The sequence below is a fragment of the Desulfoprunum sp. genome, from assembly GCF_053613775.1.
The window spans coordinates 206684-230630 of record NZ_JBSHXH010000006.1 but is presented as its reverse complement, the minus strand read 5'-3'; the positions used below and the strand labels follow the sequence as shown (position 1 = coordinate 230630).

Annotated in this window: 19 protein-coding genes; 9 read left to right on the top strand and 10 right to left on the bottom strand. The window is 59.4% G+C overall.

Features of this window, described 5'->3' with window-relative positions:
* The first annotated feature begins 19 nt into the window (after nt 1-19).
* The 7 genes from ACWGKN_RS13795 (at nt 20) to ACWGKN_RS13765 (ending at nt 8842) form a co-directional block, all read left to right on the top strand.
* Complete coding sequence (locus ACWGKN_RS13795) at nt 20-1330, top strand: O-antigen ligase family protein (RefSeq protein WP_452095473.1); 1311 nt, start codon at nt 20-22, stop codon at nt 1328-1330.
* Complete coding sequence (locus ACWGKN_RS13790) at nt 1272-2639, top strand: lipopolysaccharide biosynthesis protein (protein ID WP_452095472.1); 1368 nt, start codon at nt 1272-1274, stop codon at nt 2637-2639. Before ACWGKN_RS13795 ends, ACWGKN_RS13790 begins: the two co-directional genes overlap by 59 nt.
* Nucleotides 2640-2850: 211 nt before the next feature.
* Nucleotides 2851-4236: a hypothetical protein gene (locus tag ACWGKN_RS13785; protein ID WP_452095471.1), complete on the top strand. Its 1386-nt coding sequence runs from the start codon at nt 2851-2853 to the stop codon at nt 4234-4236.
* On the top strand, nt 4226-5581 hold the full coding sequence (locus ACWGKN_RS13780; RefSeq protein WP_452095470.1) for a hypothetical protein: 1356 nt from the start codon (nt 4226-4228) through the stop codon (nt 5579-5581). The genes ACWGKN_RS13785 and ACWGKN_RS13780 overlap by 11 nt, the downstream gene beginning before the upstream one ends.
* Complete coding sequence (locus ACWGKN_RS13775; protein ID WP_452095469.1) at nt 5581-6861, top strand: glycosyltransferase family 4 protein; 1281 nt, start codon at nt 5581-5583, stop codon at nt 6859-6861. The genes ACWGKN_RS13780 and ACWGKN_RS13775 overlap by 1 nt, the downstream gene beginning before the upstream one ends.
* On the top strand, nt 6858-8069 hold the full coding sequence (locus tag ACWGKN_RS13770) for a glycosyltransferase family 4 protein (RefSeq protein WP_452095468.1): 1212 nt from the start codon (nt 6858-6860) through the stop codon (nt 8067-8069). Before ACWGKN_RS13775 ends, ACWGKN_RS13770 begins: the two co-directional genes overlap by 4 nt.
* A gap of 11 nt (nt 8070-8080) precedes the next feature.
* Nucleotides 8081-8842 carry a WecB/TagA/CpsF family glycosyltransferase gene (locus tag ACWGKN_RS13765; protein WP_452095467.1) on the top strand — a complete coding sequence of 254 codons (762 nt, stop codon included), beginning with the start codon at nt 8081-8083 and terminating at the stop codon, nt 8840-8842.
* 31 nt (nt 8843-8873) lie between these two features.
* On the opposite strand, the gene ACWGKN_RS13760 is transcribed toward ACWGKN_RS13765, so the two are convergent.
* From ACWGKN_RS13760 to ACWGKN_RS13720, 9 genes are all read right to left on the bottom strand, one after another.
* The gene (locus ACWGKN_RS13760; RefSeq protein ID WP_424252766.1) at nt 8874-10016 is read right to left on the bottom strand and encodes a nucleotidyltransferase family protein; all 1143 of its coding nucleotides are present in this window, start codon (nt 10014-10016) and stop codon (nt 8874-8876) included.
* Between the two features lie 118 nt (nt 10017-10134).
* Nucleotides 10135-10740 (bottom strand): adenylyl-sulfate kinase, encoded by a 606-nt coding sequence (cysC, locus tag ACWGKN_RS13755; protein WP_035227903.1) that lies wholly within the window; start codon nt 10738-10740, stop codon nt 10135-10137.
* Between the two features lie 442 nt (nt 10741-11182).
* Nucleotides 11183-11611, bottom strand: coding sequence for a response regulator (locus tag ACWGKN_RS13750; protein ID WP_035227902.1), 429 nt, complete (start codon nt 11609-11611; stop codon nt 11183-11185).
* 54 nt (nt 11612-11665) lie between these two features.
* A complete protein-coding gene (locus tag ACWGKN_RS13745; protein ID WP_052159778.1) occupies nt 11666-12313 on the bottom strand; it encodes a sensor histidine kinase in 648 nt (215 codons plus the stop codon).
* Between the two features lie 4 nt (nt 12314-12317).
* On the bottom strand, nt 12318-12674 hold the full coding sequence (locus ACWGKN_RS13740) for a response regulator (RefSeq protein ID WP_035227901.1): 357 nt from the start codon (nt 12672-12674) through the stop codon (nt 12318-12320).
* A 4-nt stretch (nt 12675-12678) separates the two neighbouring features.
* Complete coding sequence (locus tag ACWGKN_RS13735; protein ID WP_035227900.1) at nt 12679-14415, bottom strand: sensor histidine kinase; 1737 nt, start codon at nt 14413-14415, stop codon at nt 12679-12681.
* Nucleotides 14416-14587: 172 nt separating this feature from the next.
* A complete protein-coding gene (locus ACWGKN_RS13730) occupies nt 14588-15811 on the bottom strand; it encodes a response regulator (protein ID WP_035227899.1) in 1224 nt (407 codons plus the stop codon).
* Nucleotides 15812-15835: 24 nt separating this feature from the next.
* A complete protein-coding gene (locus ACWGKN_RS13725) occupies nt 15836-17962 on the bottom strand; it encodes a SulP family inorganic anion transporter (protein ID WP_035227897.1) in 2127 nt (708 codons plus the stop codon).
* 14 nt (nt 17963-17976) lie between these two features.
* Entirely contained in the window at nt 17977-18573 is a 597-nt protein-coding gene (locus ACWGKN_RS13720) for a TetR/AcrR family transcriptional regulator (RefSeq protein WP_035227895.1), read from the bottom strand.
* Between the two features lie 254 nt (nt 18574-18827).
* On the opposite strand from ACWGKN_RS13720, the gene ACWGKN_RS13715 reads away from it, so the two are divergent.
* Entirely contained in the window at nt 18828-21443 is a 2616-nt protein-coding gene (locus ACWGKN_RS13715; RefSeq protein WP_452095466.1) for a glycosyltransferase family 39 protein, read from the top strand.
* Between the two features lie 109 nt (nt 21444-21552).
* Here the strand turns inward: ACWGKN_RS13715 and ACWGKN_RS13710 are convergent, their stop codons facing one another.
* Nucleotides 21553-22950: a class II fumarate hydratase gene (locus tag ACWGKN_RS13710; protein WP_035227893.1), complete on the bottom strand. Its 1398-nt coding sequence runs from the start codon at nt 22948-22950 to the stop codon at nt 21553-21555.
* 167 nt (nt 22951-23117) lie between these two features.
* Here ACWGKN_RS13710 and ACWGKN_RS13705 point away from each other — a divergent pair, with 167 nt between their 5' ends.
* Nucleotides 23118-23933, top strand: coding sequence for a ZIP family metal transporter (locus ACWGKN_RS13705; RefSeq protein WP_035227891.1), 816 nt, complete (start codon nt 23118-23120; stop codon nt 23931-23933).
* Nucleotides 23934-23947 lie beyond the last annotated feature (14 nt).

Genomic DNA, 23947 nt, shown 5'->3' with positions numbered 1-23947 from the left:
ATTTCAGGAGGCGTATTCGTTGAAAAGAGTTCGGTTGTTTGATACCGAGTTGCTTCCGGCATATCTGGTTTTTATCTCATTGCTGTTGTTCAGCGGCAGATCGATCGGAGAGGCTTCGACCAATCCGATCACGCTCGCAAATTTTCATAAAGTTGCAGCAATCGGATTATTACTGTTCTTGCTGGCCATATATTTCCTGAGAAAAGGGCTGCCGCGAAATTGGCCGAAAGGTCTCGTGTTTTTTGGCTGTTTTATAGTCGTCAGTGTCATTTCGACATTTCTGTATTCGCCCTGGGTTTTGTTTTCCCTGTGGAAATCCATGGAAATCCTCGCAGTGTTCGGGGTTGCCCTTTTCGTACTGCACAAATCACGTTCGGACGGGAGTATTATCGAACGGTACTATGAAGCCATTCTTCTGTTCTTCAAATTCCTCCTCATCACCGTTCTGGCCGGGTTGATATTGTTCCCGGACGAAGCAATTCAAATGCCGCTGTCGGACAAGGCGTTTACCGGCTACCAGGAGGGCGTCATCCCCTATCAGCTTTTTGGCGTAATCATCCAGATCAATCCCAATTCGATCGGGATGATCGCCGCCATATTGCTGTACATCTGTATTGTCAGGATCATGTCTTCCGACAGGAAGAGCCGGTTGAAGAAAATTATCGAGATCATGTTGCTGTTGACGATGCTTGTATTTGCCCAGAGCCGTACGGCGTGGATTGCCTTTTTATTGAGTGGTGTGTTCGCGATGGTTATTTTCGCCAGCCGCAAAAAGAAAATAATCGCTTTGATTGTGATATTTTCAGTGGGTACTGTCACGTATCTGAACAAGGCAACCTTGTATCAATATATGACCAGAGGAATGTCGGAGACTCGGGTGATGCAAATGAGCGGTCGGATCAATATGTGGGATGTCGCAATCAAGAGATTTGATGCCACCGACCTGGAAAACAAGATATTCGGCCTGGGATATATGTATGCCAATCGCATGATTCTGGCTACCGAATTGGGTGCTGAAGATAGGGCCACATTGCATTCGGACTACATCGACGCCTTGATTTCCAATGGCTGGTCAGGGCTTGCGGCTCTGATTCTCTCAATCCTTTACGCCCTACGGAATATCCTGGTGGGATTGATTCGACCACTTCAAGCCAACCCCCGATTTCTCGAACTTGGCGGAATATTAATCATACTGGTGGTGCGATCAATCACCGGAACGACCTTCGCCTCACATAATCACTTTCTTGTCCTGTTCCTGATAATAATTGTGTATGTGGAGTTTGAATTACAGAGAACCAGCAGGAGCAGCAGAATACATTTATCGCGATAAGTCTGGCGGCCAGGTTTTCGGAGATTTCAATTATCAGCTTCATCAATATCGAACGATGAGCTTATCCAAGGCTATTGTGGTGAGCGTGCTGAATCAGATGGTGAGCAGCGCCACCAATTTTCTTTTTGGTTTGTATCTGGTGCGCAACCTTCCTCCGGTCGAGTTCGGGTTATACGGCATCGGATTTGCGATTACCCTGTTTTATGCCGGGATCGGGAATGCCATGTTTCTCACCCAGATGGTTGTGCATATACCGAATAAAGCGGCGGAAGACCGGGAACCCTACGCCGCCAGAATCTGCCTGATCATGATGCTGTTTTGCCTGGTCACGGCATTTTTGCTGGTTGTGTTGGTTTATGCGGGGGGGTACTTTTCAGAGTGGCTACACAAATATCATCATCTGGCCATCGCAATTATCGCTGCTTCAACTACCATCCTGGCCAAGGATTTTTTCATTCGCCATTGCTATACCCTGCGAAAGGAGATCCGGGCTCTCTGGGTCAATACTGCAGTTGCGCTCTTCCTCGGCGTTTTCTGTATTGTTCTGGATATGGTACTTCCGGATGGGAATTCGGAATCCTATCTCCTGCTTTATGGCCTCAGTAATGGAGCAGGGGTTCTCGTCGGTTACGTCTTGGTGCAAATACCGCTGCGGCAACTTGATCGTTCCCGGCTTTTCCCGGATCTGGTTGAACTGTGGAGTGGGGGGAAATGGGCGGCCATGACGGTGTTTTTCTATTTTCTCAGGACCCAGGCCCATACCTTGATTACCGCCTCCTTGCTCGGGCCCGTTGGGGTCGCTCATCTCAATGCCAGCCGGATGTTCGTTACCCCGGCTGTCATGTTGACCCCGGCGCTGAGCCAGGTCTTGATGCCGCGACTTGCGACCCTCCGGGCATTTGATCCCCGCAAAGTCAATGCCGCCGGGATGATGTTCACCCTGGGGCTGCTTTCCATCTCGATCGTATATTCCCTGTTGCTGCTTTTTTTTCTGGAAGATATCGTCCCGTTCGTCCTTGGCGATCAGTATGATACCCCTTTCATTCTGGTATTGTTCTGGTGTCTTTTGACCGTTGTTCTCGCCCTGCGGAATGGAATGGAAATGGTGCTGCAAATACTGAGGCGGTTTCGCGTCTTGACCCTCCTCAATACAATCAGTGCGATAATTGCTCTGGCATCTGTATATGGTATGATACTGGTCTTTGGAATTTCAGGCGCGATCACCGGAATCACGATTGGAGAGGTTGTTTTGGTTCTGGGCTGTTTTTTCGTATCCGGAAGAGATGAGGCTGATCGGAGAAAGATTTGAGATCATTATATCGAATCCTGACTTCAGTACGGTCCATCATTGCATACATCATGGATCCGGTTGGGCCTCGGCCAATATCTGCAAGGCCCGGATGCCGGAGGGGGAGCGCTCGCCGGATGTTGAGAGGTGCCGAAGACTCCGACCGGAGTGATCTCCTTGCTTCAAGATATGTTTCGTTGGTCTTGTGCCTTCTTCATGCCGGGCGGAGAGGATGAGGACCCTGGCGAAAGCGGAAGAGGGGTTTCTTCGGGAGCTCTTCGCAGTTTTTGAAACGATGGATATTTGTTATGCCGTTCTTCGCAATTACGACACCCTGCCGACCAGTCTGAACGGCAGCGATCTGGACATCCTGGTTCATCCCGAGGATGCCGGAAAGGCAAAGGCCGCGATCGGTCAAGGCATTGCCAGGTCCGGCGGTGCGGTCCTTGGATATGTCGATACTGTCAACTTCATCAAAATCTTTTCATTGGGAAAATCCATCGGCCTGGATCCGATGCAGTGGTGGGGAGCGCGCCTTGATATATCAATCGATCTGCAGTATGCAGGAGTCGCTCAACTGATAGATATTGAGATCCTGCGGAAGCGAATATGCCGTCACAATGGCATTCGTGTACTGGACAGGCGACTGGCCGCGATATTAGGGGTGATCAAGGAACTTCTCCATAATGGCATACTGCCGGCTCGATATATCGATTCCGCTCGGCGGGCAGTGCAGGACAACTGGGCTCAAATCTGCCTGGATCTGGCGCCGGTCGGCAAGTCTGCGTTGGATCAACTCCGGGATCTCTGCCTTTCCGATCCTCAATCGCCTGAAATCAAAGCAAAGGCAGCGCTTTTGCGCCGCACGCTGTTGTGGACCGCTTGTGTCCGTGCTCCGATGGCCTTCTGCTCGGGTGTTGTAGGGTTTCAATGGTCGAAGGTCAAGCGGATATTCAGGCCGTCAGGCCTGGTCATCGCCGTTCTGGGAACCGACGGCGCCGGCAAGTCAACGATCATACATGCGATAGCTCCGGTTTTGGCGGCGGCCACCCACGGTGCATTGTTTGTCAAGCACCTGCGCCCTGGTCTCTTGCCGCCGCTGGCACGGATGAAAGGAAAAAAAGAACCGCGGAATGGACCGGTAATCGATCCTCACGGATCACGCCCTTCAGGGGCAATCGGGTCCTTGTGCCGTCTCGCATACCTGCTGATAGATTATAGTATCGGCTACTGGATTGTCATACGACCAACCATCGCAAAAAGGCCGGCCATCGTTCTCTTCGACCGTTACGCCTATGATTTGGCGATCGATCCCCGGCGCTTCCGGATCGATCTTCCCGTCCGGTGCATCCGTTGGTTTCTTCGACTGGCCCCTCGCCCCGATCTGATCTTCTGCCTGCATGGAGATCCGACCGTGATCGCCCGGCGCAAAGGGGAACTGCCGGTGGCCGAAATCGGACGACAGACGCAGGCGCTGCTGGATTTTGCCGCCAACGAGAGCCGGGCCATCGTCGTTTCCACCGAAGGAACCGTCGAGCAGGCGAGGGATCAGGTACTGACGGCATTGCTCGAATTCTGCGCGCAACGATCAACGACCGGGGTGCGGCATGGACCCTGATCCGGAACTCGATTATCGGTTCGGGTGGCGCTGGCTGCTTCCGGTCACTGCCGGAGACAAGGTCCTGCTGCTGGGCTTCAGTGACGGCGAGCTGATCTTCTGGCGGCGGATCCTGGCCGAGGCCTCCATCACCACGGATCCCGGAGCGGCGACGGTCCTGCTGCTCAAGGATCTGTCTCCCGATCATCGGATAGTGCAGGCCTGCCCCCGGCTCGATGTCCTTTGCGCCATCGGCCCGGGATCGATGGTTGCGGCATGGCGCCGGCGGCTGGCCGGTCGTTTCGCCCGGATCAGCGACTTCGCGCTGTTGCCGGCGGATCGGCCACGGGTCGTGGTGCCTCTGGGAGAATCGGGCCCGCTGGTCCAGGGCCTGGGGCTGCATCGACCCGGGCGCCGGACGGCTCGGCTCGCTCTGGCGATAGGCACCCTGCTGGCGCGGTTCGGGGTTGATCGGCCGCTGCGAACCCGCACCCTGTGTATCCTCATCAGGGTTGCCGATGAGCGGAGACAGGCTGGACTCTGGCAGGCCGGCCGCCGCCTGTGCAGCGGGGATGCCGGCGGCCGATACGCCTTGTATCTTGGCACTCCCGACGCTCATCGCAAAACTGTTGTCCTGCCGGTGGGAGGGCGGCCGGAGTGTATCCTGAAAATCGGTGAATCGATCAAAGCCAGAGAAGCCCTGCACAATGAAATGACGGCACTGCAGACGATGTCGCGGACGTCTCTGGCCCCCTCTGTTCCCAGGATCCTCGGTGCCGATATCGGAGACGGATTCATCGCCCTTAGCCAGGAGTATCGGGCGAGGAAGGCTGCCATGCAATCGGCCATCCGGACAAAAGCGGTGGAATTCCTGATCGCTCTGGCCCGGATTGATGCAGGGCAACGCCCGGCCGGCGAAATCCTGGCGCCATATCGCCACAGGTTGGACGATCCTGTCGATGGCATCGACCAACAAAAATATGCTGCAAGAAGGAAATTTCTCGATGGGGCGGTTGATTCCGATGTCATGATTGCCGGATCCCGTAGTCATGGCGACTTCGCCCCCTGGAACTGTGCTCTCACGGATCAGGGCTTTTTTGTGTATGATTGGGAGGACAGCTGCGATTGGGACGTCGCGCTGAGTGATGCCTTCTTCTTTGCCACGGCGGCTGCGGCGTATGTGCAGCGTCGTCCCGATCTTGAAAGGGTTGAAAATGCGGCCTTCTCCCTGGCGAGGAATGTAGCGGAAGGAACTGGTCTGGAGAGGGACAAGATCCGGTTCTACTGGAATCTGTGGCTATTGCGGATGGTAGCGAAAAAGGATGCGCCACTCTACCGCCAACTCCTGGAAAACGCGATGAACTGATGAACTCCGGGCGGCGCTTGAAAATACTGGTCTCGGCGTATGCCTGTAGTCCGTTCAAGGGATCGGAACCGGGAGTAGGGTGGGGGGTGGTCACGGCCCTCGCCCGCAATCACGAACTCTGGGTAATTGTCGAGCAGGAAAAATTTCAGAAAGATATCGAGCGGATGGCCGCCGCCGAGCCGGAACTGTGCCGCAACCTGCATTTCTTCTATGTCCGGAAAAAGCGCAACCGTCTCCTGCGCAGGATCTGGCCGCCGTCTTATTACTGGTACTACCGTCGATGGCACAGAGATGCCTTCCGCCTGGCCGCTGCCTTGCACCAACGGGTGAATTTCGATCTGGCGCATCAATTGACGATGGTCGGTTTCCGTGAACCGGGATATCTCTGGCAACTGGGCATCCCCTTCGTCTGGGGACCGGTCGGCGGGATGGGTCTCTTCCCCTGGCGATTTCTCCCGGTGGTCGGTTTGTATGGGTTTCTTTATTATCTTGGATACAACCTCTTCAATGTATTGCAGATGCATTTCCTGCCGCGGCCGAGATCGGCAGCCAGGGCCGCCGGTGGCGGGTTGATGGCGGCCACCCCGGAAAATCAGGCCGGGGCCTTGAGGTATTGGGGGGTTCCGAGCACGGTTGTCTGTGAGGTCGGATTGTCCGACGATTTTCCGGTTCAGGCGAGGCCACGGGAGGCCGGAGAGAAACTTCGACTGGTGTGGTCCGGGCAACATTTGGAGAGAAAGGCCTTGAATCTCGGTCTGCAGGCCTTGGCCCGAGTGCCTGCAGACATTGAGTGCGAGGTCCATATCCTCGGCAGGGGGCCGAAGACCGCAGCCTGGCAGGCCCTTGCCGGCCGGCTCGGCATCGGCCATCGCTGCCGTTTTCACGGCTGGCTGGCCAGGAACGAGGCGCTGACGGTCATGGGAGAAGCGCATGTCATGCTGATCACCAGCCTGCGCGATCTGACCTCGACGGTCACGGTCGAGGCCCTGGCCCTGGGGTTGCCGATCATCTGTCTCGATCACTGCGGCTTCGCCCACGTAGTCGATGGCCGCTGCGGCATCAAGGTGCCGGTAACGTCGCCGGGGCAGGTAGTCAGGGGATTGGCGGCGGCGATCGAACTGCTGGCCCGGGACGAGGGGTTGCGGTGGACATTGGCGGAAGGCGCCCTTCTCAGGGCCGGGGACTTCACCTGGAAGAGAAATGCCGAGGCGGTGAACCGGATCTATGGCGAGCGGCTGCGTCGGGCCGAGGCGGTTTTGGATGCCGGGGGCAGGGGATGAAGATCCTGCTCGTGCACAACTTTTACGGCTCCGCCGCCCCGTCGGGGGAAAATCAGGTCTTTCAGGCGGAGAAGGAGATGCTCCTCTCCCGCGGCCATGACCTCGAGACATTCACCCGTCATAGTGACGAGCTCCGCGGCAGGGGGGTTGCCGGTCTGGTGCTGGGGGCCCTGTCCGCTCTCTGGAATCCCTGGACGGCGAGGGAGATCAGCAGAGTTGTCGATCGCTTTCGTCCCGACATCGTCCATGTCCATAACACCTTCCCCCTCATTTCGCCTTCGATCTTCAGGGCGATCGGCAGCCGGGCGGCCCGGGTCCTGACCCTCCACAATTACCGCCTGTTCTGTCCGGCGGCGATCCCCATGCGCGCCGGCAGAGTCTGCACCGAATGTCTGGACCGACATACCGTTCGACCGGCGGTAGTGCACGGCTGTTATCGCAACAGCCGGCTGGCGACGCTGCCTCTGGCTGTCTGTGTGGCGTTGCACCGGCTGCTTGGAACATGGCACCGGCAGGTTGATGCCTTTATCGCGCTGACTGAATTCCAGCGGGAGCGGATGGTGGCTGCCGGCCTGCCCGCCCGGTGTGTTCATGTCAAGCCCAATTTTTTCCCCGGATCGCCGGCTGTGATCCCCTGGGGAGATCGCCGGCCCTGCGTGGTATTTGTGGGCAGACTCACGGCCGAGAAAGGGGTTCGGACACTGGTGCAGGCCTGGCTGCAGTGGGGGACGGAGGCCCCGGAACTCCGCCTCATTGGCGACGGAGGGCTGCGGTCCGCTCTTGAACGGATCGCCGCCTCGCAGCCGCCGGTCCCGGTTCGCTTTCTCGGTCAACTGGCGGCGGAAGCGGCCCGGGCCGAGATCGCCCGTGCCCGGATGCTCATCCTGCCGTCGCAATGTTTTGAAGGTTTTCCAATGGTGGTCGGGGAGGCCTTTGCCTTCGGGACGCCGGCGGCGGTCTCGAATATCGGCCCGCTGCCGACCATCGTCCGGCATGGAGTGAACGGGATAGTCTTCGAACCTGCCGACCCCGATTCGCTTCTCCGGCAGGTCCGCCGATTCTGGGACAGGCCGGGATCCTTGGAATCATTGGGAAAGGGCGCGTGCAACGAGTTTGAAACGAAGTACACCAGCGAGAAGAATTACGATGAGCTGATGGCAATCTACCGCCAGGCCATCTCCGCATCTCGAGGCAACTCCGGAAAATAACGGGGAAAGGGATGGAAGACCATGCAACGGAATTGATTCTGGGGTACGCCGTATCCACGTTAACGATCGCCCGGAGTGTGAGGAGGATCGAACGCTGGCTGGCGGATGAGACTGGGCCGAGGACCTTGTATTGCGCCAATCCGCATTCGCTGGTCCTGGCCGAAGATGACCCTGACTTCCAACAGGCCTTGCACGGGGCCGATCTCCTGACTCCGGATGGCTCGGGAATTGTTCTGGCCTCGAAAATTCTGGGCGGTCGAATCCGCGAGCGTGTGACCGGCAGCGATATCTACCGGGGATTGAGCGAGGCCTTGAATGCCGCTGGCGGCCGGAGCTGCTATTTCCTCGGCTCCACCGAGACGACATTGGCGACGATCAGACAGAAGATGGCGCAAGATTATCCTGCTTTCCGCTTTGCCGGCTCCTATTCCCCTCCATTCAGACCGGAATTTACTGAAGAAGAAAACGAGGGCATGATTGAGGCCATCAATGCTGCGGCCCCCGATGTCCTATGGGTCGGCATGACGGCACCGAAACAGGAGAAATGGATCCACCGGAATCGTGACCGGCTGAATGTCGGCTTTATCGGCGCAATCGGTGCTGTCTTTGATTTTTATGCCGGCAATATCAAGCGTTCCCCGTTGCTGTTTCAGAAATGCGGCCTTGAATGGCTCCCTCGTCTGCTGCAGGAACCGCGGCGGTTGTTCCGGCGCAACTTTGTTTCAAGCCCACTCTTTCTCTGGCGGCTGATGGGGCAATTGCTGAAGAAGTAGCGTCCCTGGCCCCATGCCTGGCGGCGTTGCCCTACAGCGACGCGTGGGGCCGATTTCTCAGGCCGATGATCCAGTCGTGCACCCTGAGTCGGGCATAGGACACCTGGAATCGTATCCCCCGCAGCAGCCTGTCCGGGAAGGTGAGCTGGCTCATCAATTGGATAAGCCGATAACCAAGAGTATTACGATCGGTAGTGCTCGGAACCGGCGATTGCAGGATCTTCCTGTTGATCCCGTCACAGATCCGTGATGGTTTCAGACTGTTCAGCAGTGTGTCGGATACTGGAGTGCCCATGGATGCCTGGCAGGTTGCGAGCAGGTAAAACAGAGCCTTTCGTGCTCCCCATTGCGTGGCACGGTCCGTCAGACTCTCTGGGTCAGGATGCCACTGGCACCAGACCTCGTGTGCATCAAGGATATTGTGGTTGCAGAAATCCAGATCGCGGAAGGCATGGACCGCCAGGTGGAGCAGGGTGTCTTCCGGCGAGAGCAAGCGTACCGATTCCGAATTGTAGACCGGATGCCGGCGGCTGGCTTCCCAGAGCCTCTGCTGATTGATATGGAAAATCGACGGATTGGTCAGGTCCCGGTGGAGTTCGACGGTCGGTATCCCCCCATCCCTGGGAGTGAAGACCCGTTCAAACAATGTATCGTGCGTGGCTGAGCGTTTGTCGCTCAGCAGAACGGGATTCATGGTTCTGCCGAGGATGGCACAGGCATCGTCAAAGCAGTCTCCGGTAACCAGCAGGTCGAGATCTATGCCGAGCCGGGGCGTGTTGTCCGGATACAGGGTGCCGGCAAAGGCAGCCCCCTTGAGCAGGATGACGGGGATATGCGCCTTCTCAAATGCCTCCAGGTTCCTGAGCAGCCATTGCCGATTCGCCAGGTCCTGGGCGACGAGCCGCATCGTCCCGTTTTTCAGTGTGGCAGTCAGTTCGGGGGGGAGTCGACAACGTAGTCCGGTTCGGGCGGTGTTGTGATAGATGAGCGGGAGCAAAGGAGTGATGGCGGGATCGATTGAGGCGGATAGCGGGCGCAGGGCTTCCAGGATATCGATATCATGATGCCGCTCCGGCACCTGCGTCTCTGCAATCCTGCTGATTCTGGCAAAATGAAGCAGCAGGAGATACTCTTCAGGTTTCGAATCACAGCAGGAATGGCCTGTCATTGCCATGGATGGGCCGAATGGTGAAGGGTGGCGTGCTGAGATCGGTATGCTGGTGTGCCTGGGGGGAGGGTTGGAGGGTGTACCGGCAGTTGCTTGGAGTTGCAAGCGGCCGGCGTGGATACCATTACTTCAGGATAATCCACCGTTCCCGTAATACCGTAATGATTTTATTGACACATTCCTGCAAGGGGAGTGTTCCGGTGTCGATATCGATGTCCGGCTGCTGCGGTGCTTCGTACGGCGAGGAGATACCGGTATAATTCTGTATCTCACCGGCCCGCGCTTTTTTGTACAACCCCTTTACATCACGTTGCTCGCAGATTTCCAACGGACAGTTGCAATAGACTTCGATAACATTCTCGGGGCCGATTATTTCTTTTGCCATGGCCCTGTCGCTCTCCAAAGGCGAAATAAATGCGGTCAGGGAAATGACGCCGGCATCGAGAAAGAGTTTGATCATCTCGGCAATCCGCCGAAGGTTTTCTTTCCGTTCGGGGAGACTGAAGCCCAGGTCCCGGCACAGGCCGTGGCGGACGTTATCGCCATCGAAGACATAGGTTCGGCAGCCCATCAGGTGCAGCCGCTCCTCCACCGCGTGGGCGAGGGTTGATTTTCCCGAACCGGAAAGCCCGGTAAACCAGAGGTTGATGCTGCGATGGCCATTGAGCGTCTCGCGACGGGGTCGGTTTACGGCGGCTTTATGACGGATTACGTGAGGACTGGATGGCATAGGTCGATATCGTGCTTGTTCTGAATGGTTGGAAAGATCGAAAATCAGGGACTTCGAATTGCGCGATTATGAAAGCAGATAATTGCGGGAATTGCTAGTCTAATATCTGTGAATCGCGGGCGTCCTTGCCGCTCATGCCGAGAGGGCGAGGACAGGGCGCTGCTGCCTGAAGAATCCGCCCAGGTTGATTTGATCACTGTTGTGCAGCACTGGGTAGAATCCTTCCGAATTGCGCGATACGATATTCCCCGTCCGGTCTGCCGGATGAGCCCGCAGGGTGCGATTCGCATGATGTTGGCAGCAGTCGCCGGCACCCCGGAAAATCGGGCGCAGTGGGTGGTTGAGGTGCGCAATTCGATCAGGACCTGCGCTCCGGCGCCATTCTCCCGGTCCGTCGTGCCCAGGCCAGCCGCCTTCATGGATAAACCTCGGGTGAAACCGCTTACCAGCCCTTGGTGGCCATGATCTTTCTGATCATCTCCTCGTTCTTCTTCTCGACGATCAGCATCTTTTTGGCCTGCGCGGTCTTGATCTTTTCCGTCAAGGCGTTGATGTCGGCCGGCTTTTCCAGGAGATCCATGGCGCCGAGCTTCATCGCCTCGATGCCCTGTTTGATCGTGGCATGGCCGGTCAGCAGGATCACCTGGAGATCGGGATTCTTTTCCTTGAGGATCTTCAGGGTTTCGATCCCGTCCATCTCCGGCATCGCCAGGTCAAGGATGACGGCATCAAACGACCCGGCGGCCACCTTCTCAAGCCCTTCTTTGGCCGATGAGGCAGTCGTCACCTGCATATCCCTCGCCTTCATCCGTTCGGACATCGCCGACAGGAAATCAACCTCATCGTCGATCAACAGTATTTTTTCAGACATATCGTTCTCCCTTGTGGTGGTTGGCCTTTTTTTTGCTCGACCGCACAAATCCATTCATCCCAGACGCAAGGTCAGGGTGTTGCCCGCCGGATCGGTCGCCATCCCGGCCCCGAGGGCGGCACAGACCGCTTCCAGGCCGGCGTCGTTCTGCAGCGGCAACTTCTCGCCGAGACCATCCATGCCGGTGATGTGCAGCAGGGTGGCCGAAGCGGTCTTTTCCGGGATCAGGGTCACCGTCCGGCCGGCGCTGGTCGAGGCGATCGCCAGTTCGAGACAGAGCCAGACCAGGTTTTCGAGCAGAAAGGGATTGCCGGTGAACTGGATCGGCTGGGCCGGTGCCGTCGTTTCAAGTAAGATCCTGCCCATAGCCGCCTTTCTTGCCGCCAGATTGGCGACCAGCACGACCAGGTCATGGAGATCGACCCGGCACTCGAATTGATCGACACTGTGGGCGAACCGATTCATGTTCTTGAGGATTTCGTCGGCCCGGTGGATCTGCTTGGTAAAATTCCGCACCGTCCGGTCAAGCCTGTCGGGATCGATCGGGGATCCACGACGGGCGGCAACTGTCAGGTCTTCGAGCAATCCTGCATTCTCGTTGATGATCGCCAGGACGTTCTTCAATTCATGGGAGATGGAGGCGGAGACCTTGCCGAAAAACTGCAGCCCCGATCCGCCGATACCGTCATACTGTGCGGTCATGTGGTTACCTTGCCTCCAGGGCTTTTTTGATCCTGGCCACCAGGATATCGATATTGATCGGCTTCACCAGGTAGCCACTGGCCTCCGAGGACCCGGCGCGATAGTCCTCCTCCGAGCCGTGACCGGTCAGGAAGATGTACTTCATCCCCGGGCACTGCTTCTCCAGCATCCCTTTCAACTCGATGCCGCTGATGCCGGGCATCTTCATGTCGAGGACCGCCAGGTCGTAGGATTTCCGGGAGGCGAGTTCGATGGCCTCGGCCGCCTTGGTGGCATAGTCGACCTCCATGTTCCTGAATGACAGGCGTTCGGCCAGGGTGGCGACGAATTCCGTTTCGTCATCGACAAGTAGGATGCGCATGATGTTATTTCTCCGCTTTTTTAGGGGGTTGCAGGGGCAATTTGATGGAAAAGGTCGTCCCCTCTCCCTTCGTGCTGGCAACTTTGATTTTGCCGCCCAGTTCCTGAACCAGACCGTAGGTGATCGACAGGCCGAGTCCGGTGCCGCCTGTCTTGGTTTTGGTGGAATAGAATGGTTCGTAGATCTTGCCCAGTTCTTCCTCGGTCATGCCGCAGCCGTTATCGGCGATGTTGACGACGATATGGTCCGGAGCCTCCGGCTGCACGGTGATGACAAGTCTGCCGCCGTCATCCATCGCCGAGAAGGCATTGTTGACGATATTGAGAAAGATCTGCTGCAGTTTGCCGCGGTCGCACTGGAACTCCGGTATATTCGGGGCGACCGCGATCTCGACCGTGATGTTGCGGTACTCCGCTTCCTTGTGGAGAAAACCGAGAACCTCGTTGATGATCGTGCCGATGTTGATCGATTCGAGCGAGACCTCCATGTGGCGGGCGAACCCGAGCAGACGTTTGGTGATGATGCCGCAGCGTTCGACCGAGGAGAGGACCGAATTGATCAGGCCGACGATCCTGGTATCGGCCGCATAGGTGTCGGTGTAGGTGAACAGGTCCTTGATCAGCCCCGCTTTTTCGTTGATGATCGCCAGCGGGTTGTTGATCTCGTGGGCGACCCCGGCAGCCAGCCGGCCGATGGAGGCCAGCTTGTTGGAGTATTCCATCTCATGGAGGATCATCAGGCGACGTTGATCGGCAAGGTACATGTTGTTGACCAGATAGGTCGAAAAGGCGAAGATGACGAGAATAATTACCGAAATGCTGACTGCTAGGAACAGTATAAGCTTTAAACGGGTCTGATGCCAGGACTGCATCATGTCGTTCTTGTGTTTGATGATCATCAGGATATACGGCGAATCGGTGATATAGGCCGAACAGACGATGACCGGTTCGCCGTGTTCGTTTGTGTCCTCCCTGATCTCGGTGTTGTCCGAATACTCCGGGACGGCGTAGGCGATTTTTTCGAAAATGCCTTTCTGGTAGCGGGTCGGGGTCTGGATGATCCCCTCGTGATTGATGAGGAAGGCATCACCGCGGCCGCCCAGTTCCAGGGTGGTCAACAGTTCGTTGAACCGCACGGTGTCGAGGGCGGTACGCAGAATGTAGCTTGAACCGTCGGGGAGGGTGTGTTTGACGGCGATCACCATGTGCGGCACCTTGCGGAAGCCGAGGAACACGTCGCTGATATGGAAGCCTTTCTCCTGGACCTCGGAGCACCAGGCCTGGTCGCTGTAATCCTTGCCCTGAAGGGAGTACGGTCCGACATAGGTGGTCTGGACGCCGTTGTTGTCGATCACCCCGAGGTCGACAAAGCCGCCGTAGCTCTCGCGCAGGTTGTCGAGCAGGATGGCCAGTTTTGCCGGATCGGTCAACTCGGCGTAGGACTTGTCGCGGACGACGAAGCTCAGGGCGGCCAGCCGTTCGCTGAGGAAGGAGGCAATGGTGCGTTTGGCATTGGAGCCGACCCGCAGGGTCCGGAGCAGGTTTTCCGACTCGATCGACTGCTGGGTGACGTTGTAATCGATGGCGGTAATGAGGACCAGCGGGACCAGGGTGACGATCGAGGTCAGCAGCAGCGCCCATTGCCAGATCCTGCTGTAGTTGAACATCTGGCGGAAGGGGCCGGTGGTGATGTTCCGACTGCGGAGAAAATCGGGTTTGATGCGATCGAGAAGGACCGTCATGCGTGCCTCTGGCCGTTGCGGATTGGGAAGGGACGCCGGCTTGTCGCCCGGCCGGCGTCCTCGAAGGAGTTCGGGGGCCGTTACGAAATAACCACTACATGTTCACCCATTTCGTTACGGCCCCTTATGCCGGGAACAACGCTCCACTGTTACGGTTATTTTTTACAACGGCTTAACCGCGTTTTTTCTTGCTGTGAACCTTTTGATTGGCCTTGATCAGGGTCTGGCTGAGCAACTGGATGTCGACCGGCTTCTGGAGGAAGGCGAAGGCCCCAAGTTCCATGCAGATATCCCTGTCTTTGTCGGTACCATGGCCGGTGAGGACGATGACCTCGATATCGGGATTGGTCGCCTTGACCTGGCGCAGGACCTCGATGCCGTCGATGCCCGGCATCTTCAGGTCGAGGATCATCACCTCCGGTTCCTCGTCCTGGATCATGGTGAGGGCCGACTCCCCATCGTAGGCCACCGCCGAGCCCATGTCACGCATGATCAGCCGTTCGGAGAGGGTCTGGACGAAATCCCGCTCGTCGTCGACGAGGAGCACCTTGGAGGGCACCTCGAAGTCGTATTTACGATAGATGTCGGGTTGATAGAATTTTTCCCCGACCTTCGTGACCGCCCCGGCAACCCCCGGTACCTTTTCGACGATCGATTTGAGCTCCTCCTCGAGGCGCGACAGCATCAGGACATTCTTGTTGATGGTGAGGGTGATCTGCCCCTTGTGCGCGTCGACCCCGACATTGTGTCCTTCCTGGGCCAGTTTGACCTCGACCTGGGCGGCAAGCAGAACATCATCGAGGATATTCAGGGAATGCGGGGTCCTGGCGACGACATCGCTTTGCGCCTTGTCGATGATCAGCGCCGCGGCTTCGGCCGGACTGGTCTTATCCATCGGCAGAACGATGTCGTAGAGGGTCGAGGCCCATGGATCCTCGCCCCGTTCCAGCATCTTCAGCAGAGCGGCCAGGTCTTCGTCCTGCTGGCGGATCTGCTGATGGGCGGCCTTATCCGACAGGCCATGCCGCTGCATCGCCACATTGAGTCGGTATTTGATCTCGGCCACCAGGCACACCCTGAGGATGTGGGTGATCTTTTCCGGGATCAGAAAACTTACCGGCCCGGTGATCAGCAACTGGTCATCCTTCAGGATATTGGCCAGGGCGAGGCGGAGGTGGGCGATCGAGCGTTCCTTCTCATGGGTGAAGCGGTTGAAGACCGAGGTCTTGGCGGAGAAGGCGGCCATGATCTTGGCCTCGCTCATCCCCGAGGTCTTGCTGGCGGCGGCCATGATCTCGTTGACATCGACCGTCCGGTAACCGGATGTGGCGGACACTTCCTGGATGACTGCTGACTTGTGGCTGAACGCAGCGCCGACTATGGTTATGACAGACATAAAATCTCCTTGATGTGCACGGTATTAAGCAATGTAGCAGACATTGGTGAGCGGACACTGGCTTTCTTCCGATTTCCTGTGGGCCGACTCATGCACCGCACAGATGGCCCTTTCCATCGTGGAATAGATATGGTCCCGGCCGATCTTCTCGATCAGGTGGGTCCTCTCGAGGACCTCCATGACCGTCTCGTTGACGCCGCTGAAGGAAATATCCATTCCCGCGCTCCTGACGTTTGCCACAACCAATGATAGCACTTCCTCGCCGGAGGCATCAATGTCATTCATGCCGTTGGCGACGATGACGATGTGTTTGAGGTCCTTCTTGTTCTCCATCCGGGCGGTGATCTGGTCCTCGAGGTAGCTGGCGTTGGCGAAGAACAGCGGCCCGTCGAACCGGATCATGTCGATGTACTGGCATTGCCTGAGGCCGTGGACCACCGAGTCGCGCAGGGATTCATCCTCAAAGCGGGAGAGGGAGGTGACGGTCGGTCGCATGCTCTTGTAAAGGAAGACGGCGAGCGACAGACCGACGCCGATCATGATGCCCTTGTCGAGGTGCGGGGCGAAGGCCAGGGTCATCAGGAAGGAGATTACCGAGATGATGCCGTCGTAGCGCTTGGCCTTCCAGGCGTGAATGAAACCGGAGGCGTTGATCAGGCCGATGACCGCCATCATGATGACTGCCGCCAGCACCGATTGGGGCAGGTGGTAGAGCAGCGGGGTGAAGAAGAGGAGGACGAGGGCGACGGTGGCACTGGTGAAGAGGCTGGACAACCCGGTCACCGCCCCGGACTGGAGGTTGACGGCGGAACGGGAGAAGGAGCCGGACACCGGGTAGGCGTTGCTCATCGAGCCGAGGATGTTGGCGAGCCCCTGGCCGATCAGTTCCTGGTTGGGGTCGAGCCGCTGGCCGGTCTTGGCGGCCATCGCCTTGGCGATCGAAATGGCCTCCATGAAGCCGAGCAGCGAGATGATGATGGCGCTGGCCAGCAGATGCGAGATCGCCCGCATGTCGATCGCGGGCACCGACAGGGACGGCAGCCCCTTGGGGATGTCGCCGACGACGGCGCCGCCGCCCATCATCGTCAGCTCGTCGGTCTTGAGCGCCTTGTTGCCGACCTTGATCCGCCAGGTCCGGCCGTCGTTCCCGGCGCCGTCCGGCAACTCGCCCGCCAGGTGGAAGGCGAGACTGCCGTTGTCGCCGGGCACGGCCTGAAACAGCAGGTCGCGCAGTTCCTTGCGGTAGGCGGCGGCCTTGTGGCTGATTTCCTTGATCTCGAGCTGGATGCGGTTGCTCTCGTGCTCGGCGTCGAGGACCGCCATGTTGTCATGGGCCTTTTTGGCCTCGTCGAGGATCAGGGCGACCTCGGTCTGTTTCTTCTCGAGGGCCGGTTTCGCCTCCATTGCCGCGTTGAAGGCGGTGATCATCTCTTTCGCCTTGTCCGACTGGATGGCCGAGATGCCGGCGGTGGTGTCATGCTGGAAACCCATGGCCCAGGCGGCAACCGTGGTCAGGACGACCGCCACCAGGACGTTGGGGACCTTCGGTGCCATCTTCTTGAGGACGAACATCAGGGTGAAGGCGCCGACGCCGAAGATCAGGGTCGGCCAGTGGGTATAGTGGACGGCGCTCTTGCAGACCTCGATGATCGTCTCATAGTGATGCGCCTTGCCGTCGACGTAGACGCCGAACATCTTCTCGAGCTGGGAGGTGGCGATGATGATCGCCCCGGCATTGGTGAAGCCGTTGACGACCGGGTGCGACAGGAAGTTGACCACCAGGCCGAGGCGCAGGGCGCCGAGGAGGAACTGGAACACGCCGACGATCAGCGACAGCAGCAGGGCGTAACCGATATAGCCCTCGCTGCCGGCGGTGGCCAGGGGCGCCAGCGAGGCGGCGGTCATCAGCGACACGACCGCCACCGGCCCGGTGGAGAGCTGGCGGCTCGACCCGAAGAGGGCGGCGATCATCGGTGGCAGGAATGCCGCGTAGAGACCGTAGTACGAGGGCATCCCGGCGAGCTGGGCGTAGGCCATCGACTGCGGGATCAGGACGAGGGCCACCGTCAGACCGGAGAGGAGATCTGCCCGGAAGCTGCCGGAGTTGTACCCCTTCAACCAACTGAGGAACGGAAAGATTTTTGTCAGCATTCACTCCACCTATTCTATTGTTTATTTTCAACCATTCTACGGCAGGAAGCGATGATCTCGCCGTAGAGAGCGCCTGCATTGTACAAGTTGTTGCTTTCCAGCTGGATGATGCCGTCGACCATGGCGAGGATGATCAGAGCCGTCTTCCTGGTCGACAGGTCCTGATTGATCGAGTCGTCCTGTTGACCAAGATTCAGGGCCTTCTCGAAGATGTCGACGAGACAGGTGTAGATGTCTTCGAGGTATTTGCGGCAGACGGGGTTGACCGCCGCCAGTTCGTAGGTGTAGTGGCGCCTCAGGAGGAGAAACCATTCCCGATTGGCGGTGGCGAGATGGAGATGGTAGGCGACGGCGCCGAGCAGCATCTCGAGGCCCGAGGTGAACTGCTCTTCCTGGAAGTAGAGGGAGAATTCGTTGACGATGCCGGTCTTGACGCTCTCGAGGACGGAAACGAACAGATCTTCCTTGGTTTTGAAGTGGTAGAAGATCGTTGCCCCGGCGATGTCGGCCATGCTGGCGACCTCGGCCATCGAGGTGTTGGTGAATCCCTTGCCGGCGAACAGGGTTGTCGCCATCGACAGGATCGTGCTTTTCTTTGATCTCTTCGGCATCTTGACTGTTCTCGTTCCCAAACTGACTGATCAGTCAGTTAGTACAATACGTGGTTGCCATCGTCAAGAATTTATTTTGCACCGATTGACATTTGTAAACGACAGGGAGTGGTGCCGGGACTCTTTCAAAACATGTTTTGGAATATATACTTATGGGAATGGCCAGGGAATTCCAGTATACTCCGTGCGCTCGTTCCTGGCAGGCACCCGAGCCTGCGTTGGAGGGCTCAATTTTCCGAAATCCCTGATTGCGTATGGCCATTGTCTCCATCATCGTCCCCACCCTGAACGAAGCCGGCAATATCGATCCTCTGCTGGACAGGATTTTCAAGATCCGTGACGCGCTCGCCATCGATCTCGAGGTCGTCTTTGTCGATGATCAGTCGACCGACGGCACCGGCGACGAGATCATGGCATGGCAGGCAGCTTATCCCGTCCGTCTGGTGCGGCGCGAGGTGGATGACGGGCTGGCCGGAGCGGTGATGGCCGGGGCCAGGGCCGCCGAAGGCGAATTCGTGGTGGTGATGGATGCCGACCTCAGCCACCCGCCGGAGGCCATCCCCGACCTGGTAGCGCCGCTTTTTGCCGACAGCCACGATATGACCATCGGTAGCCGCTACGTCGAGGGCGGGTCGATCCCGGGATGGCCGCTGATGCGGAAGATCTCGTCGAAGCTGGCCACCGTCCCCGCCCGGTTGTTCACCGATGTCAGGGACCCGATGGCCGGGTTCTTCGCCGTGCGTCGCCGCCGGCTGGCCGGCATCGGCCGCCAGGTGAGCGGCTTCAAGATCGGCTTCGAACTGCTGGCGACCGCCGAGGTCGATCTGCGGGTGACCGAGGTTCCCATCACCTTTCATGATCGCTACAAAGGCAAGTCGAAGATGGATGCGGCGGTTATCGGCGACTATCTCCGGCAACTGCTGCAGCTGACCGGCGCCCGCCTGCTGCCGGCGCCGGGCCAGGGGACGTGGGCCGCCCTCGCCATGCTGCTGGGACTGGCCATCGATTACCCGCTGCTCCACACCTTCCTCCAGCGGGGGATGCCGTTCGGCAGCGCCCATGTCCTCAGCGGTCTCGGCGCCGCGGCCGCCGTGTTCCTCGCCCTGCTGGTCCAGCCCGTGCTGCGGCGGGCATCGGCATCCCGTCTGAGCGCGGTGGAAGGCGCAGGATTCTGGGTCGTCGCCTTGCTCGTCGTCTTCCTGCGCGGCGGGGTGATCGGCCTGCTCCATCGCCATGGCGGATGGGACGGGCAGGGCCTGGCCGTGGCCGCCGTCCTGTTCGCCGCCGTTGCCGGCTATCTCGGTAATATGCCCTTCATCTTCACCCGGGAGGAGAGGAGGATCAACCTCGAGCTGCAATGGCGCTGCCTTGGGATGGCGGTGGTTGCGGTCCTCTTGCTGTTCCGGCTGATCTATGCCGGCCAGTTGGAACTGCTCGAAGAGGAGGCGTATTACTGGAACTACGCCCGCCACCTGGATATCGGCTACCTCGATCATCCGCCGATGGTCGCCGTCCTGATCCGGCTCGGCACCGCGATCTTCGGCGATTCCGAGTTCGGTGTCCGGGTCTGCGCCCTCTTGACCTGGCTGCTTGGGGCCTGGTTTACGTATCGCTACGCCTGCCGGTCTCTTGATCGGACCATCGCCTTCCGCACCCTGCTGCTCTATTCGCTCCTGCCGTTCTTTTTCTGGACCGGCCTGGTGATGACGCCCGACGCGCCGCTGGTGGCCTGCTGGGCGGCCGTTCTCTTCTCTCTGCACCGGGCGCTGATCGGCGGGGACAACAAGGCCTGGCGGTGGATCGGCCTGTGGCTCGGCCTGGGGCTGCTGTCGAAGTACACCATCGCCCTGCTGGGCCTGGCGGCAGTGCTGTTCATGGTGCTTGACCGCCGCGCCCGCGCCTGGTTTTTCCGTCCCCAACCCTATCTGGCAGCCCTGCTTGCCCTGCTGGTCTTTTCACCGGTCATCCTCTGGAGCCTGCGCCACGACTGGGCCTCCTTCGTCTTCCAGAGCCAGGGGCGGATCAGCGAGGTCTCCATGTTCAGCACCCACCGGTTGTTCGGCGGCATCCTGCTCCTCATCACCCCGCTCGGGCCGATCGCCTTGGGCCATTTTCTCCGCCATGGCCGCTCCGTGCTCGGCCGCTTCCTGGCCGCTGACGGACAGGCGGCGGAGCGGGAGAATCGCTTCATCCGGTGCATGGTCCTCGTGCCGCTGGCGGTCTTCCTGGGCTTCAGCCTGTTCAGGGAGGTGAAGCTCAACTGGACCGGACCGCTGTGGCTCGCCCTGCTGCCATATATGGCGATGACCATGCGGGATCTGGGACGGAGGGTGGCGACGGATCGCTTCGTTCGCGCCATGCGACGACTATGGCCGGCGACCGCTCTCGGCGTCATACTGCTGACAGTAGCCGGCCTCCACTATTTCACCCTTGGCCTTCCCGGCGTTCCCAACTTGCGCGGACCGTTCATGATGGGGTGGCGGGAACTGGCCGCTGCGGTCGACAGGGTGGTCGCACAGGTGGAGCACAAGACCGGCACCCTGCCGCTCGTCGTCGGGATGGATCCGTACCCGATCGCCAGCGCCTTGACCTTCTATCGCCGCGCCACGGAGGGCGACACGCTCGCCTGGCATGTCTTCGGCTGGAAGGGGCTGATGTATGGATTCTGGTTCCCCCCCGCCGGTCTCGAGGGCAGGGATATGCTGCTGGTCGCCAAAGACCCGGAGACGATGCGCAATGCCTATTTCCAGCGGTATGTGAACAGGGTGCACAACGTCAGGCAGATTCCGGTCGACAAGAACGGTGCGCCGTTGACCGTCTACCATTATCGTCTGGCCCGGGGGTATCATCACCGGCCCGACCCGCACTGAGTTCACCTCCAATCCAGGCTCCATTGCCTCTGTCACGTGGAGAGTGGTGCCGGCGCGGGGGCAACTGCCGCGATGGGCGCTCCGGCGGTCAGCCGGTGAACTTCCCGTGCTACCCGGACGTTGCCGCGTCGCCCCCGCCGCGGGCCAGGTTGCGCGGATCGAGCAGCCGGCGCAGCCGGGCGGGCGGCAGATCGGTTCTTTCGAGGGCCACTTCGAGGATGGATTTATCCTGCTCGATCGCCAGCTTCGCCAGTTCGGCGGCCTTCAGGTAGCCGATCTCGGGCGTCAGCGCCGTCACCAGGATGGGATTGCGGGACAGGGCCCGGTCGCAGGCCTCGATGTTGACCCGCATGCCGTCGATGGCCTTCTCGGCCAGGGACCCGGCGCTGCCGGCCAGCAGGTCGATGGACTCGAGCAGGTCGGTGGCCACCAGCGGGAACATCGTGTTGAGCTGGAAGTTGCCGGATTGACCGGCCAGCGTGATGACGGTGTCATGGCCGATCACCTCGGCCGCGGCCATGCACACCGCCTCGGGGATGACCGGGTTGACCTTGGCCGGCATGATGCTCGATCCCGGCTGCAGGGCCGGCAGGGTGATCTCGCCGATCCCGGCCAGCGGGCCGGAATTCATCCAGCGCAGGTCGCCCGCGATCTTCATCAGCACCACGGCGACCGTCTTCAGGTGACCGGAGACCTCGACCACGGTATCGAGGCTGCTCAGTCCCTTGAACAGGGAGGGGGCGGAGGTGCAGGGCAGGGCCGTGATCTCCGCCAGCCGGGCAACCGCCGCGGCCGCAAAGTCGGGGTGACAGTTGACGCCGCTGCCGACCGCCGTTCCTCCGAGGGGCAGACGGAGGAGGCGGGGCAGGACATCGCCCAGGCGTTCGCGGCACTCGTCGACCGCGAGCGCCCACGCCTCCATCTCGTCGCGCAGGTAGACCGGCAGGGCGTCCATCAGGTGGGTGCGGCCGGTCTTGATGACGTCCTTGTACTCGGTCGCCTTCCGCCGTATCGAATCGGCCAGCCGGCTCAGGGCGGGATCGAGGAGGGATTTCAGCCCTTCCGCCGTCGCGAGGTGAATCGCCGTCGGGAACACGTCGTTGGTGCTCTGGCCGAGGTTGACGTGGTCGTTGGGCGAGAGGGTGATCCCGCGTTTTCCGGCGATGCTGCAGATCACCTCGTTGACGTTCATATTGGTGCTCGTTCCGGACCCGGTCTGGTAGACCGATACCGGAAACTGGTCTTTGTAGGCCCCTTGAGCGATGTCGTCGGCGGCGTCCCGTATCGCCTCGCCGGTTTCCCGGTCCAGCAGCCCGAGGGCGGTGTTGGTCTCGGCGGCCGCCTGCTTGATTCGGGCCAGGGCCTTGAGGAACGCCCAGGGCAGGGTTTTTTGCGAAATGGTGAAATTGTCGACTGCTCTCTGGGTCTGGGGCCCGTACAGGGCATCTGCCGGGATCGATACGGCACCCATGCTGTCGCGTTCCGTTCGATAGGTGATGGTCGTCATGGCTGGCCTCCGGGTGATTGGGGCATTGAGCTTCTTCATTGACACGGTGTCCGGAACATGGAACTGTTTTTCGCAAAGCTCGCGAAATTCTTGGCACTAAACATATAAGCATCCTGCCCCCGGTGTCACCGGCGATACCGCTAAATTCACCTGCCCTGGAGTGATGTATGGTCGAGTGGTTTCTGTCCCTTTCCCCGGTTGCCCAGGCCCTGGCCGCCACCTGCTTCACCTGGTCGATGACGGCCCTGGGGGCGGGGCTGGTATTCTTTTTCCGGACGATCGACCGCAAGGTTCTGGACGGCATGCTCGGATTCGCCGCCGGCGTGATGATCGCCGCCAGTTTCTGGTCGCTGCTGGCCCCGGCGATCGAGATGGTCGAGGCCGAGGGCGGGACGGCCTGGCTGCCGGCCATGGTCGGATTTCTCTCCGGCGGCGCCTTTCTCTGGGTGGTCGACAAGATCCTGCCCCATATCCATCCCGGGTTTCCGCAAGGTGAAGGACGGGAAGGGGTGAAGACCAGCTGGCAGCGCAGCGTCCTTTTAGTCCTGGCGATCACCCTGCACAATATCCCCGAGGGTCTGGCGGTCGGCGTTGCCTTCGGGGCGGTGGCGGCCGGCTATCCGGCAGCCAGCCTGGGGGCGGCGATCGCCCTGACGATCGGCATCGGTATCCAGAATCTGCCGGAGGGAACGGCCGTTTCGGTGCCGCTGCGGCGCGAGGGGATGTCACGACTGAGAAGTTTTTATTACGGCCAGTTGTCCGGCGCAGTCGAACCGGCGGCGGGAGTGATCGGCGCGATCGCCGTGATCGCCATGCGGCCCCTTCTGCCCTATGCCCTGTCGTTTGCGGCCGGGGCAATGATCTACGTGGTGGCGGAAGAGCTGATCCCGGAATCCCAGGCCGAGAAACATTCGGATGTCGCCACCATCGGCGTGATGCTCGGTTTTGCCGTCATGATGGGGCTCGATGTCGGTCTGGGCTGAGAATTCCGCCGGCT